The sequence below is a fragment of the Roseovarius sp. CAU 1744 genome (assembly GCF_039839345.1).
Lineage (GTDB): Bacteria > Pseudomonadota > Alphaproteobacteria > Rhodobacterales > Rhodobacteraceae > Roseovarius.
Genome location: NZ_JBDOQV010000004.1, coordinates 347,922 through 361,517 on the forward strand (window position 1 = coordinate 347,922; position 13,596 = coordinate 361,517).

At 63.5% G+C, this 13,596-nt stretch carries 11 protein-coding genes and 1 tRNA gene; 8 read left to right on the plus strand and 4 right to left on the minus strand.

Annotated features, from left to right (window positions below):
• Positions 1-2: 2 nt before the first annotated feature.
• The 6 genes from AAFO92_RS10430 to AAFO92_RS10455 all read left to right on the plus strand — a co-directional run bounded on the left by AAFO92_RS10430 (position 3) and on the right by AAFO92_RS10455 (position 6,679).
• Entirely contained in the window at positions 3-1,115 is a 1,113-nt protein-coding gene (locus AAFO92_RS10430; RefSeq protein WP_347534755.1) for an enolase C-terminal domain-like protein, read from the plus strand.
• A 76-nt stretch (positions 1,116-1,191) separates the two neighbouring features.
• Positions 1,192-2,298 carry a mandelate racemase/muconate lactonizing enzyme family protein gene (locus tag AAFO92_RS10435; protein WP_347534757.1) on the plus strand — a complete coding sequence of 369 codons (1,107 nt, stop codon included), beginning with the start codon at positions 1,192-1,194 and terminating at the stop codon, positions 2,296-2,298.
• Positions 2,299-2,302: 4 nt separating this feature from the next.
• On the plus strand, positions 2,303-3,406 hold the full coding sequence (locus AAFO92_RS10440; RefSeq protein ID WP_347534759.1) for a mandelate racemase/muconate lactonizing enzyme family protein: 1,104 nt from the start codon (positions 2,303-2,305) through the stop codon (positions 3,404-3,406).
• Between the two features lie 10 nt (positions 3,407-3,416).
• Positions 3,417-4,694, plus strand: coding sequence for an aminotransferase class III-fold pyridoxal phosphate-dependent enzyme (locus tag AAFO92_RS10445; protein WP_347534761.1), 1,278 nt, complete (start codon positions 3,417-3,419; stop codon positions 4,692-4,694).
• Positions 4,695-4,999: 305 nt separating this feature from the next.
• Positions 5,000-6,436, plus strand: a complete 1,437-nt coding sequence (locus AAFO92_RS10450) for an ammonium transporter (protein WP_347534763.1) — start codon at positions 5,000-5,002, stop codon at positions 6,434-6,436.
• 12 nt (positions 6,437-6,448) lie between these two features.
• Positions 6,449-6,679: a hypothetical protein gene (locus AAFO92_RS10455; protein WP_347534765.1), complete on the plus strand. Its 231-nt coding sequence runs from the start codon at positions 6,449-6,451 to the stop codon at positions 6,677-6,679.
• Positions 6,680-6,777: 98 nt separating this feature from the next.
• Here AAFO92_RS10455 and AAFO92_RS10460 read toward each other — a convergent pair whose 3' ends face one another.
• From AAFO92_RS10460 to glpD, 4 genes are all read right to left on the minus strand, one after another.
• A complete protein-coding gene (locus AAFO92_RS10460) occupies positions 6,778-7,542 on the minus strand; it encodes a hypothetical protein (RefSeq protein WP_347534767.1) in 765 nt (254 codons plus the stop codon).
• A 330-nt stretch (positions 7,543-7,872) separates the two neighbouring features.
• The gene (gene glmM, locus AAFO92_RS10465) at positions 7,873-9,213 is read right to left on the minus strand and encodes a phosphoglucosamine mutase (protein WP_347534769.1); all 1,341 of its coding nucleotides are present in this window, start codon (positions 9,211-9,213) and stop codon (positions 7,873-7,875) included.
• A gap of 100 nt (positions 9,214-9,313) precedes the next feature.
• Complete coding sequence (gene glpK / locus AAFO92_RS10470) at positions 9,314-10,792, minus strand: glycerol kinase GlpK (RefSeq protein ID WP_347534771.1); 1,479 nt, start codon at positions 10,790-10,792, stop codon at positions 9,314-9,316.
• A 66-nt stretch (positions 10,793-10,858) separates the two neighbouring features.
• Entirely contained in the window at positions 10,859-12,424 is a 1,566-nt protein-coding gene (gene glpD, locus AAFO92_RS10475; RefSeq protein WP_347534773.1) for a glycerol-3-phosphate dehydrogenase, read from the minus strand.
• Positions 12,425-12,544: 120 nt separating this feature from the next.
• Here glpD and AAFO92_RS10480 point away from each other — a divergent pair, with 120 nt between their 5' ends.
• Positions 12,545-13,312 carry a DeoR/GlpR family DNA-binding transcription regulator gene (locus tag AAFO92_RS10480; protein WP_347534775.1) on the plus strand — a complete coding sequence of 256 codons (768 nt, stop codon included), beginning with the start codon at positions 12,545-12,547 and terminating at the stop codon, positions 13,310-13,312.
• 116 nt (positions 13,313-13,428) lie between these two features.
• Positions 13,429-13,505: transfer RNA gene (locus AAFO92_RS10485), tRNA-Met, on the plus strand.
• Positions 13,506-13,596 lie beyond the last annotated feature (91 nt).

Here is a 13,596-nt window from a genome sequence, read left to right on the forward strand (position 1 = left end):
GCATGAAGATCACCCGCATCCGAGTTTTCAAGACGGACCTGCCCTATGTCGACGGCAGCTATGTCTGGGGTGCGGGCAACGCGATTTCCGTGGCCAGTTCCGCCGTCGTGGTCATCGATACCGATGCCGGGCTTCAGGGCTGCGGTGAATTCACGCCCTGCGGCGAAAACTACATGGTTGCCCATTCCGAGGGGGTCGCGGCGCTGGCGCGCCTGGTCGCGCCGCGCCTGATCGGCGAAGACCCGCGGCAGGTGGCCCGGATCGAGCGGCTGATGGATCACCTTGTGCAGGGTCACGGCTATGCCAAGGCGCCGTTCGATGCCGCCTGCTGGGATCTGCTGGGCCAGGCCACCGGCCAGCCGGTATGGATGCTGATGGGCGGCAAACTGACCGATGGCGCACCGATGTACCGGGTCGCGCCGCAACGTGAACTGCCGGACACAATCGCCGAAATGGACCGCCACCGCGCCAGCGGCTACCGCCAGTTCCAGATCAAGGTCGGCGGCGACTGGGCCAAGGATATCGAGCGCATCCGCCAGACGGTGCCCCTGCTGCAGCCGGGCGAAAAGGCGATGGCCGATGCCAACCAGGGCTGGCGGGTCGATGATGCCATCCGCGTGGCCCGCGCCACCGCCGATCTGGATTTCATCCTCGAACAGCCCTGCCGGACCTACGAGGAATGCCAGCAGGTGCGCCGTGTTGCCACCCAGCCGATGAAGCTTGACGAATGCGTAACCGGCCTGCACGCGGCGCAACGGATCGTGGCCGATCGCGGCGCCGAGATATGCTGCCTAAAGATTTCCAACATCGGCGGGCTTTCCAAGGCGCGGCGCGTGCGCGACTACCTGGTCGAAAACCGCATCCCCGTGGTCAGCGAGGATACCTGGGGCGGCCAGATCACCACCGCCGCGGTGGCGCATTTCGCCGCCTCCACGCCCGTGGAATACCTCGTCAACTCGACCGACCTGATGAATTACAACACCCGCAACACCGGTATCGGCGGCCCGACCACGGCGCAGGGCAGGCTTTATGCCACCGACACGCCCGGCCTCGGCGTCACCCCGGATTTCGAAAGCCTTGGCGCGCCCATTGCCACCTATGGAGGCGACGCATGAGCCCATGTCCCAGTCGACGTCGCGCTGATAGGATGCCCGTTCCCCGCCAGCCACGCGCGCCGGAGGCGCCCAAGCCTTGAAGATCACCCGCCTCACGCTCTGGCAGCTCGACCTGCCCCTGACCGAGCCCTACTACCTCTCGGGCGGGCGACTGCGCTTTGACCGGCTGGACAGCACATGCCTGCGCATCGACACCGACGAAGGGCTCTGCGGCTGGGGCGAAGGCTGCCCCTGGGGCCATACCTACCTGCCTGCCCACGGCCCCGGAATCCGGGCCGGGATCGCGACCCTTGCGCCGGCGCTGATCGGGCTGGACCCGCGCAGCGTCGATCACGTCAACCGGGTCATGGATGTGCAACTGCCCGGGCATCCCTATGTCAAGTCCGCCGTGGACATCGCCTGCTGGGACATTCTCGGGCAAGCCGCCAACATGCCCCTCTGGCAATTGCTGGGCGGCGAGAGCGCCACGCCTGTCGCGGTCAATTCCTCGATCTCGACCGGCACGCCAGAGCAGATGATCGCGCTGATCAACCGGGCTGCCGAGCGGGGCTATACCGTGCATTCCGCCAAGGTCGGCGGTACCGACATCGTTGCCGACATCGCCCGGATCGAAGGAATTTCCGCCGCCCTGCCCACGGGTCATCGCGTCACCTTTGACGTCAACCGCGCCTGGCAACCTGCCACCGCCGTCGAGGTGCTGAACTCGGTCACCGCCCGTGACTGGGTCGAACAGCCATGCGAAACGCTGGATCAATGTGCCCATGTCGCGGCGCGGGTAAAGAACCCGATCCTGCTGGATGAATGCATGGTCACAATGGCCGATCACCTGGAGGCCTGGCGGCGCAGCGCCTGCGAAGGCGTCAAGGTCAAACCGAACCGCGTCGGCGGGCTGACCAAGGCGCGCCAGATCCGGGATTTCGGCGTATCGGTCGGCTGGCAGATGCATATCGAGGATGTCGGCGGCTCGGCCCTTGCCGATACGGCCGCGATCCACCTGGCTGCCGCGACGCCCGATGCCAACCGGCTGGCGTCATGGCTGTGCCACTATCACCTGTCCGCCGATCCCGTCCCGGGACAGGGCGCCCGCAACGTCAACGGCTTCGCCACCCCGCCCGACACCCCCGGGCTGGGCGTCATTCCCAACCCCGATCACCTGGGTGATCCATTCGCCATCTTTGAGTAACGCCATGAAAATAAAACGCATATCCCTCTGGCACGTGCCTCTGACCTCGCATGAAACCTACTACATGGCCGGCGGCAAGACCTGCGATACAACCGTCTCGGTGGTGCTGCGGCTTGAGACCGATACCGGGCTCGACGGCTGGGGAGAGGTCTGCCCGATCCCGCACTACCTGCCTGCCTATGCCGGTGGCGTTGCACCGGCGCTGTCTGAAATGGCGCCGGTGCTCCTGGGCGCTGACCCGGTTGGCCCCGAGGCGCTGATGGAGCGCCTGAACCGCCACCTGCAGGGCCACCGCTATGCCAAATCCGCGATCGACACCGCGCTTTGGGATCTGACGGGCAAGGCGGCGGGACAGCCGCTTTATGCCCTGCTGGGCGGCCGTGCCGTGCCCGACATGCCGCTTTATCACTCGATCACCTGCGTCGCACCCGAGGAAATGGCCCGCATGGCGCTGGACGCACAGGCACAGGGCATGGCCCAGTTCCAGGTCAAGCTCGGTGCAGATGACGACTGGCAGAGCGATGTCGAACGCCTGACGAAGGTGCGCGAGGCCGTGGGCCCCGGCCCGTTGGTCTATGGCGACTGGAATTGCGGCGCCGACCGCCTGACCGCCACCCGTGTCGGCCGGGCGGTGGCGCATCTGGACGTGATGCTGGAACAGCCCTGTGCCACGATTCAGGAATGCGCGGCGGTGCGCGCCGCCACTGGCCTGCCGATGAAGCTTGATGAAAATGCCCATGACATCCCCTCGCTGCTGGATGGTCATGCCCGCGGCTGCATGGACGCGGCTGCACTGAAACTCAGCAAGTTCGGCGGGCTGTCGGCGATGCGTGCCGCCCGCGACCTGTGCCTGACGCTAGGCACACAGATGTGTATCGAGGATACCTGGGGCAGCGACATCACCACCGCCGCGCTTCTGCACCTCGCGGCCTCGACCCCGGCGCGCGGTCTGATGAACACCTGCGATCTCAGCCACTATGTTGCCCCGCGCCTTGCGCCCGATGGCCCCGCCCGGCAAAACGGGCGGATAACCCCGCCCGACGGACCCGGCCTGGGCGTCACCCCGGATACCGAAATTCTCGGCCAGCCCGATCTGGTCCTCGACTAGGAGTTCAACCATGCTCAAATCCCATACACAGCAAGAGTGGATCGCCCGCGCACAAGAGGTTCTGCCGGGCGGCGGCTTCGGGAACTTCGATCCCAGTATTTTCATCCGCGAAGGCAAGGGTTCCCGCGTCTGGGACGAGGATGGCAATGAGTATATCGACTACCTGATCGGTTCGGGGCCGATGCTCCTTGGTCACGGCCACCCCGAGGTGCTGGAGGCGGTGTTCGAGCAACTGCCCAAGGGCATGACGTTCTTCGCCAACAATGCCGATGCCATCGAACTGGCCGAGGAGATCTGCCGCGCCGTCCCCTGCGCCCAGCAGCTGCGCTATGTCTCGTCGGGCGGCGAGGCCGACATGTACGCGATCCGCGCCGCGCGGGCCTTTACCGGGCGGGACAAGATCGTCAAGTTCGAGGGGGGTTATCACGGCATGTCCGCCGAGGCGCAGATGTCGCTTGCCCCCACGCGGCTGGCCAATTTCCCGCAGGCGGTGCCCGACAGCGCGGGCATCCCCGACAGCGTCGCGGCCGAAATGCTGATCGCGCCATTCAACGATCCCGACTATATCCGCTCGCTCCTGGCCGAATGGGGGGATCAGGTGGCCGGGATCATCGTCGAGCCGCTTCAGCGGATCATCCCGCCCGCCCCGGGATTTCTTCAGCTTCTGCGCGAAGAGGCTGACAAATACGGTATCGTTCTGATCTTTGACGAGGTCGTGACCGGCTTCCGCTTTGCCTATGGCGGCGCGCAGGAGCTTTACGGCGTTACCCCCGATCTCTGCACATTGGGCAAGATCATCGGGGGCGGCTTCCCCCTGGCCGCGATCGCCGGGCGCGCCGACATCATGGCGCATTTCGACAAGGCCGCCGTGGGGGCGGATCGCTGGCTGATGCAGCTCGGCACGCTGTCGGGCAACCCGGTGGCCGCCATTGCCGGGCTCAAGACGATGGAAATCCTGCGGCGCGACGGGCAATACACGCGGCTGCGCGATCTGGGCCAGCAGATCATGACGATGGCAAGCGACGCGCTGCAGGCACATGACATCCCGCACCGCATCGTGGGTGATCAGACCCTCTTCGAGGTGGTGTTCACCGATGCCGATGTTTCCAATTACCGCGATGTCCTGCAATCCGACACGGGGCGGCAGGCCAGCTTCAACAATGTCCTGCGGCAGGAGGGTCTGTTCAAATCGGCGGGCAAGACCTATCCGTGCCTCGCCCTGACCGAGACCGATCTGGAACAAACCCGGACCGCATACATGCGTGCGGCCGAGGCTATTGCAACCTAGAATCAGCACAAGGGCGTGGTCCGTCAGGAACATTCCAATTCCGGATTTTCAGCAGGTATGCACCTACCCCAAAGGGTAGCCACTACATATTGTGTGGATTTTTGGGAATAATTTTTACCTGACAGGAAACACGACGCATGATACCCTGTTTGCGACACGACTCTTTTGCGATGAAAAGAGTCGAGTTAGAGGTAATATTGGTGTACCATATGAACCACTGGTGTACCAATACCAAACCAATTCAAGGGGCCGAACACAACGAGAGCCCCGCATAATATCAACTGTCCAAACGGGAGGACAACTGAATGGATACCGATATCGGTGCTTTGACGGTGATATTCACCGAGTTCTATTATTGGGTAACTGTACCGCTGATGTTTCTCATCCATGTAGGTTTCTGCATGTATGAGGTCGGCGCGACGCGTCACAAGAACCATGTTCACACGCTGATGAAGAACACCATGCTCATTCCGCTGGTGACCGTGACATTCTTCTTCTTCGGATGGTGGATTTATTTCGCCTTCCCCAACGGCCCGGGAATCACCGGCGGCATCACCCAATCGGACAACGCCGTGCCGTGGAGCGAGCTGATGGGCACCCACCTGGGCGGTGCGGGACCATCGCTTGAATCCGCACAGGGTTACGGTGTCGAACTTGGCAACAGCTTCTGGAACCGGCTGAACGGCGTGTTCTGGGCGGCATTCCTGCTGTTCTCATGGACCGCGGCCTCGATCGTATCGGGCGCTACCATCGAACGTATCCGCCCCTCGGCCTTCTGGATTCTGGCCGTGGTCATCGGCTCGTTCACCTGGATCATCGACGCCGCCTGGGGCTGGCACCCCGATGGCTGGATGGTCACGCAGCTGGGCTATCATGATGCCTATGCATCGGGTGTGATCCACGCCATTGCCGGTGGCTTCGCGCTTGGGGTCGTCTGCGTGCTTGGCCCGCGGATCGGCAAATTTGCCCCCGACGGCACGCCGCGCAACATCAACCCACATAACAAGTGGCTGGTCACCATTGGCCTGTTCCTGATCTATTGTGGCTTCTGGGGCTTCTACGTGGCCTGCAACGTGCCGATCATCGATCACGGTACACTGGGCGGTGCCGAAGGCGTGGTGAACTTTACCGCCACCACGATCTACCTCACGCCTACGACGCTGTCGGCCATCGTGTTCAACTTCCTGATGTCATTGTCGGGCGGCCTGATCATGGGGTATATCGTGTCCAAGGGCGAGGCCTTCTGGACCTATTCGGCCGGTCTTGCCGGGATCATTACCGCATCTGCGGGCAACGATCTCTACCACCCGATCCAGGCAATGATCATTGGCGCCATCGGTGCCTGGTGCGCCTACAAGATGCATTTCTGGGTCGAACGCAAGTTCAAGATCGACGATCCGGTGGGCGCGATCGCCGTGCATGGCTACGCGGGCTTCATCGGTCTGGTGATCTGCGGTTTCATGCTCTGGGGTCACCCGGCAACCGCCGCCTATCACGATCCGGTCGCGGTGATCACGCCCTGGGGACAATTCCTGGGGGCCTGCATCATGTTCATCGTGCTGGGCTTCATCCCCGCCTACATCGTATCCAAGATCCTGTCCGGCATGGGCATGCTGCGGGTACCGCCGGCGGTTGAACTTGTCGGGTTGGATATGAGCGAAGATATCGCCGAGGAAGCGGACGCCATCGCCATATCCGAAGCGGATATCGCCGAGGCCAAGCGCCTTGGATTGCTGAGCTAAGGAGGACATCACATGTCGACGACAGCAGTAGAAACCTGGGCCGGCGCGGATCTTTCGCAGATCGGTCCGATCTATCCAATGGTTGGGATGGAGGTCATCCTTTTCATCATCGGCCTTCTGTTCTGGCTCGCCTTCCACGTCATGCAGGCCGGAATCGAAAAGCGCGAGATGGAGGCCGATGAGACCGCCGCACGAAGCCCTGAACGATTGCAAAGAGTCTTCGACGAGGAGGCGCACGAATAAAGGCGAACGACGCCCACGAAACAATCAACGGCCCCTGCAATGCGGGGGCCGTTTTTCGATGGAAAGCACTGACCGCTACTGATGCCGGTCAGGCCGGATCAGAGCCCAACGTGATAATACGGGCCCGGCAAAATGATCTCGGCGCTTTGGTCGATCTCTTCCATATCCGCGCATTTCGGCGCGCTTTGCAAAGATTCCGTTGTCAGGTCAAAAGTCGCTTCGTTCGCGTCCTGATCGACCCGGCGCAACTGCGCAAACGGGATACAGTGGCGGCTGTCCTTGAAGAACTTTTCGGCGTCGATCACGAAATGGCTGGCCCGCATCCGTGCGGCGTCAAACAACAGATCGGCGATATGGCCAAGCTCGTTGCCATGCCCGTTGACCTTCATACCCAGAAGGCCCGAACCACGCAGCAACCCCGAGATGCACGCCTGCCCTTCTTCTTGCTTTGTCTCAGCCGCCCGCGCCTCGGCGCTTCGGGCGGCACCGGTCAAGCTCTTTGCCTGCTCGTCTATCTGCGCAAGGATCAGCGGGTCGTATCCCATTCCCGGCGGTCCCGAAAAGAGCAGCGGCATCGCCCGCCCGTCCGTCAGCCAGTCAAACCACCCTTTGTCGTTCCAGCGCGGTTGGGCTTCGACGTCCTCTTTGCTGATCTCGACAGGCCACAGCCGGCTTCTTGTATCCGGCACGCCGAATTTGCTGTCGGCGACGATGGCATGAGTCGATTCGAACCACCCGCCGATATCAAGAGCCACAAATCGGATGCGGCCGCCGTGCCCATCGACAAACAGATCGGCAACGGGAAAGTGGTCCTCGCCTGCGACGGCCTGATAGTTCAGCACGTCTGCGATAGTGTGTAACATTTTTTACCTCCAAGGGACCAACGCCCAGGTTCGTGAAATGTTCCGTCGCGAGGGTCAATTAATCCGTGGCACTCCGGGGGCGCGCCAAAACCTTGGCCATCCGGTGCCGGACCTAAGCCGAAAGTACCGGCAGTGCGTGGCGGATATTCATCTAAATCAAGCACTTGGCTGACTCTACGACAAAGTGCTGAACGGTTGCGTCAGCGACCCCGTCCGCAACTGGCCAGCCTGCATCGCGCCAGCCCTCTCCTGCAGGATACCACGAAACGCGCCAATCCCGAACCGAGAGCCCTGCCCGGCGAATTTCCGGCACTGCCCATGACGCGCCGATCAGCTCTCGGCGCGCACCGCGTCGGTGATACTGGTCAGCACCCGGTCCAGCAGCGGCAGATCCTCGGCCTCTCCCATTACACGGATCAGCGGCTCGGTGCCTGATTTGCGTATCAACAGCCGCCCACCGGAACCAAGCGCCGATTCACCTGCGGCAATCGCCTCCTGCACGCGGTCGGCTTCCAGCGGGGTCTTGCCCTGTTCGTAGCGGACATTGACCAGCTTCTGCGGCACCGGGTCGAACACGCGGCTGAGCGCGCTGGCCTTGCTGCCGGTTTCGACCATCGCCGCCAGGAACTGCAGCGCCCCGATCAGCCCGTCGCCGGTGGTGGCGTAATCCGTCATCACGATATGGCCCGACTGTTCGCCGCCCAGGTTGAACCCGCCGCCGCGCATCCGCTCCACCACGTAGCGATCTCCGACCGAGGTACGCTCCAGCCCGATCCCCTGGCTTTCGAGGAAACGTTCAAGCCCGAGATTCGACATCACCGTCGCAACCAGCGCGTCACCGGCCAGCCGCCCCTCGCGCGCCCAGCGAGAGGCGATCAGCCCCATGATCTGATCCCCGTCCGACACATGGCCGGTCTCGTCGATCAGGATCACCCGGTCTGCGTCACCGTCCAGGCAAATGCCCAGATCCGCGCCGGTCTCGATCATCTTCGCCGCCGCCCGCTCCGGGTGGGTCGATCCGCATTTTTCGTTTATGTTGAAGCCGTTCGGCTCCACTCCCAAGGTAATGACCTCAGCGCCCAACTCCCACAGAACCTCGGGCGCGGTTCGATAGGCAGCGCCATTGGCGCAATCCACCACCACGCGCAGCCCGTCCAGGCGCTTGCCTGTCGGGAAAGTCGTCTTGGCATATTCGATATAGCGCCCGCGCACGTCGTCGACGCGCTTGGCCCGGCCGATATTTTCTGGCGCGGCGGGCGATACGCCCTTTTCCAGTAGGTGCTGAATTTCCGCCTCGGCCTCGTCACTCAGCTTGAACCCGTCCGGGCCAAAGAACTTGATCCCGTTATCCGAGGCCGGGTTGTGGCTGGCCGAGATCATCACCCCCAGATCGGCGCGCAGGCTGTGGGTCAGGAAGCCGATGGCCGGCGTGGGCACCGGGCCCAGAAGGAACACGCTCATCCCGGTCGAGGTGAAGCCCGCCGTCAGGGCGTTTTCGATCATGTAGCCCGACAGCCGTGTATCCTTGCCGATGACCACGCGGTGTTCGTTCTTGTCCTGCCGGAAATACCGCCCGGCGGCGGCGGCCAGCTTCAACGCGACCTCGGCGGTCATCGGCCAGCTATTGGCGCGCCCGCGCACCCCATCGGTTCCGAATAGTTTTTCCGACATCCGTCTTCGCTACCTGCCTTACCCGGCCTGAGAGTCGGCCGTCAGTTCATTTACCCCTTGATGAACGCCGTTTCCAGCGGCTTGTTGGCCGGCCTCCCGGTCACACCGCCATCGTGGCCTGGACCGCGCGTTTCCAAGTGGCGTATTTTTCGTCGCGCGCGGCGTCCTTCATATCCGGGGCGAATTGCCGCTCCCGCGCCCAGGTCTGCGCGAACGCGTCCTGACCCGGATAAACCCCGGCGCGCATCCCGGCCAGCCACGCCGCGCCCAATGCCGTGGTTTCCAGCACCTTTGGCCGGTCGACAGGGGCGTCGATGATGTCGGCCAGAAACTGCATCGTCCAGTCCGAGGCGCTCATTCCGCCATCCACGCGCAATACCGCCTGTTCGCCGGTCGCCTCCCAATCGTCGCGCATCGCCTCCAGCAGATCGCGGGTCTGGTAGCCCACGCTTTCCAGCGCCGCACGGGCGAATTCCGCCGGGCCCGAGTTGCGCGTCAGCCCGAACACCGCACCCCGGCAATCGGCATTCCAATAGGGCGCGCCCAGGCCGGTGAAGGCCGGTACGATCACCACCTGCTGCGCCGTGTCTGCGCTTTCGGCCAGCGTTTTGGTCTCGGCCGCGTCGCTGATGATCTTCAGCCCGTCGCGCAGCCATTGCACCACTGCGCCGGCCACAAAGATCGACCCTTCGAGCGCGTAGGTCGGCTTGCCGTCCAGCTGATAGGCGATGGTGGTCAGAAGGCGGTTCTTCGAGGTGACCGGCGTGTCGCCGGTGTTCAACAGGGCAAAGCAGCCGGTGCCATAGGTCGATTTCATCATGCCGGGGGCAAAGCACGCCTGGCCGACAGTTGCCGCCTGCTGATCGCCCGCCACGCCCAGGATCGGGATCTCCTGCCCCAGAATGTCTGCCCGCGCGGCGCCGAAATCGGCGGCACTGTCGCGCACCTCCGGCAGCATGTCGACCGGAACGTCCAGAAGATCGCAGATCGTCCGGCTCCAGCGCCCCTTGCGGATATCGTAAAGCAGCGTGCGCGCGGCGTTTGTGGCATCGGTGGCATGAACCCGCCCGCCGGTCAGCTTCCAGATCAGAAAACTGTCGACCGTCCCAAACAGCAGATCACCCGCGTCGGCCCGGGCCCGCGCACCTTCGACATTTTCCAGTATCCAGCGCAGCTTTGTCCCCGAGAAATACGGATCCGCCAACAACCCGGTGCGCGCGGCGATCATGTCGCCGTGGCCGGCCTCGCGCAGCTCGCGGCAATAGTCCGCCGTGCGGCGATCCTGCCAGACGATGGCGTTATGCACCGGTTCGCCCGTGGTCTTGTCCCAGACCAGCGTGGTTTCGCGCTGGTTGGTGATGCCAATGGCGGTAATCTCGCCGCCCGCCGCCGCCATCGCCTCGCGGCAGGTCGCCAGCGTGGTGTCCCACAGATCCGTCGGTTCATGCTCTACCCAACCGGATGCCGGGTAATGCTGCGGAAACTCCTGCTGCGCCGTGGTTACCACGTTCATGTCACCGTCAAAGACGATGGCGCGGCTCGATGTGGTTCCCTGGTCGATTGCAAGAATGTTGGTCACGCGGCGGATCCTCCCCAAATTTCGTAGCCAGTTTGGCAATGGCCGTCAGCGAAGGCAATCCCGCGTTCAGGCCGCCCGCATCCACGCATCCAGCGCCGCGACCTGATCCTTGTCCAGCCTCAAACCCAGCTTGGATCGCCGCCAGATGACATCCTCGGCAGTGCGGGCAAATTCCCGCTCCATCAGCCAGCGCAGCTCGGCCTCCCGCAGCCCTGCCCCGAAATCCCGTCCCAGATCATCGGCCGACCTTGCCGCGCCCAGTATGTCGCACGCCTCGGTCCCGTAGGCGCGCACCAGCCGCCGGGCCTGCGCCGGTTCCAGAAACGGGTAATCCCGCGCCAGCACCTCGACCAGCGCCGCGACCCCGTCGACGGGGAAATCACCGCCCGGAAGCGCCACACCCGCCGTCCACGGCCCCGAAGCGCCCGGAAAGAACGGCACGATTTTCTCCAGCGCCGCCTCGGCCAGCTTGCGGTAGGTCGTGATCTTGCCGCCAAAGATGTTCAGCATCGGTGCGCCGCCCTCATGACGCAGTTTGAGCACATAATCGCGCGTCGCCGCCGTGGCCGAACTGGCCCCGTCATCATAGAGGGGGCGGACGCCCGAATAGGTCCAGACGATATCGGTTTTCTCGATCGGTTTGCGAAAGTAGTTCGAGGCGAATTTCCGCAGGTAATCAGCCTCTTGCGGGGTGCAGACGGGCTTCTCGCCAAGGTCGGTGTGTTCGGCATCGGTGGTGCCGATCAGGGTGAAATCCGTCTCGTAGGGAATGGCAAAGATGATCCGCCCGTCTTCACCCTGGAAGAAATAGCACTTGTCGTGGTCGAAAAGCTTGCGGGTCACGATATGGCTGCCGCGCACCAGCCGGATACCCTCGGACGCATTCACACCGGCCACGTTTCCGATCACATCTCTGACCCACGGCCCGCCGGCATTGACCAGCATCCGCGCCGTGACCTGCCGGGCGCCCTCCGGACCCTCCAGGTGAACCACCCAGTGATCCGCCCCGCGCTCTGCCCGTGTCACCCGTGTACGGGTATTGATCCGGGCGCCACGGGCCTGCGCATCGCGGGCATTGAGCACCACCAGCCGGCTGTCCTCGATCCAGCAGTCGGAATATTCATAGGCTTTCGCGAAACGTTCCTGCAGCGGCGCGCCCGCCGGATCTCGTGTCAGGTCCACCGTGGCGGTGGCGGGCAGGATCTTGCGCCCCCCGAGGTGATCGTACAGGAACAGCCCCAGCCGGATCAGCCAGGCCGGCCGGCGCCCCCGCATCCAGGGCATCACGATGTTCAGGATGCGCGAGGTCGGCGTATCAGATTCGAACCGCATGTCCTTGTGATAGGGCAGCACGAAACGCATCGGCCAGCTGATATGCGGCATGGCGCGCAACAGCGTTTCCCGCTCGATCAGCGCCTCGCGTACCAGGCGGATTTCGAAATACTCCAGATAGCGCAATCCGCCGTGAAACAGCTTGGTCGAGGCCGACGAGGTGGCCGAGGCCAGATCATTCATCTCGGCCAGTTCCACGCGCAGCCCCCGGCCCGCCGCGTCGCGCGCGATACCGCAGCCATTGATGCCGCCGCCGATCACGAAAAGATCGGTATCGAAAGACCGTGATGATGCAGACAATTCAGCGCCCCTTGCCCCCGGACTCGGTGCACCGGTGATCCCCCAATTCAAAAAACTTGTCAATATCGCGCTTTCGTTTAGTTTCGTTTTGACTGCACAACACCGACAGAGATACCCGTAATGCCCCAGACCTTCCGCCATCCGGAGATCATCGAGCTTGCCCGGTCAGAGGGCAAAGTGACGGTCGAGGACTTGTCCGAAAGGTTCGGCGTCAGCGTGCAGACGATCCGGCGCGACCTGACCGACCTGGCCAGTGCGGGCCTGCTGGCGCGGGTACATGGCGGCGCCACCCTGCCCTCGGGGATCCGCAACATCGTCTACGAGGAACGCCGCCAGCTCAACAGCGCCGCCAAGGCGGCAATGGCCCGCGGATGCGCCCGGCTGATCCCCGACAATGCCTGCGTATTCCTTGATATCGGCACCTCGACCGAGGCCTTGGCCCGCGAGCTTGCCATGCGCGAAAACCTGATCGTTGTCACCAACAACATCAACGTCGCGCAGATCCTTGGCGCCAACCAGAACTGCCAGATCACCCTGACCGGCGGCAGCCTGCGCCCGGCCGATGGCGGGCTGACCGGCGCGCTGGCGGCCGAAACCCTGGCGCATTTCAAATTCGATTTCGCCGTGATCGGGTGTTCGGGCGTGGACACGGAAGGCGACCTGCTGGATTACGACCTGCAGGAAGTGTTGGTCAGCCAGGCCGCGCTGCGCCGCGCGCGACACAGCATTCTTCTGGCCGATCACTCGAAATTTGACCGTGCGGCACCGGTGCGTATCGCGTCGATCACGCAGATCGACACCATCGTCACCGACGCGCGGCTTTCGGTCGGGATGGCAGATCTCTGCGCCCGCGCCGGCACGGATATTCATCTGGCCGTGCCTGACTGACACGCTCCACAAACGCCCGCCCGCACAATCACGGCACCGATCCCGTCTGCGCCGCTATTTCACCCAGATTGAGGCTTGACGCGGCGCGCCCGCTGTCTTACCTAGCGGCTCGGTCCGGCGGAGTAGCTCAGTTGGTTAGAGCAGCGGAATCATAATCCGCGTGTCGGGGGTTCAAGTCCCTCCTCCGCTACCAGATCCCCTGAAAATTCCTAGATCTGCCACCGGTGCCAGCAGCGTCCCCGACAGGGTCCGCGTCATCGACCTTCGGGGAACGATCAACCCCC

Bases quoted from the DNA above. Each gene is read 5' to 3' on its own strand.
- AAFO92_RS10460 (WP_347534767.1), bottom strand. From the start codon at position 7,542: ATGTTACACACTATCGCAGACGTGCTGAACTATCAGGCCGTCGCAGGC.
- AAFO92_RS10480 (WP_347534775.1), top strand. From the start codon at position 12,545: ATGCCCCAGACCTTCCGCCATCCGGAGATCATCGAGCTTGCCCGGTCA.
- AAFO92_RS10440 (WP_347534759.1), top strand. From the start codon at position 2,303: ATGAAAATAAAACGCATATCCCTCTGGCACGTGCCTCTGACCTCGCAT.
- AAFO92_RS10450 (WP_347534763.1), top strand. From the start codon at position 5,000: ATGGATACCGATATCGGTGCTTTGACGGTGATATTCACCGAGTTCTAT.
- AAFO92_RS10455 (WP_347534765.1), top strand. From the start codon at position 6,449: ATGTCGACGACAGCAGTAGAAACCTGGGCCGGCGCGGATCTTTCGCAG.
- glmM (WP_347534769.1), bottom strand. From the start codon at position 9,213: ATGTCGGAAAAACTATTCGGAACCGATGGGGTGCGCGGGCGCGCCAAT.
- AAFO92_RS10430 (WP_347534755.1), top strand. From the start codon at position 3: ATGAAGATCACCCGCATCCGAGTTTTCAAGACGGACCTGCCCTATGTC.
- AAFO92_RS10445 (WP_347534761.1), top strand. From the start codon at position 3,417: ATGCTCAAATCCCATACACAGCAAGAGTGGATCGCCCGCGCACAAGAG.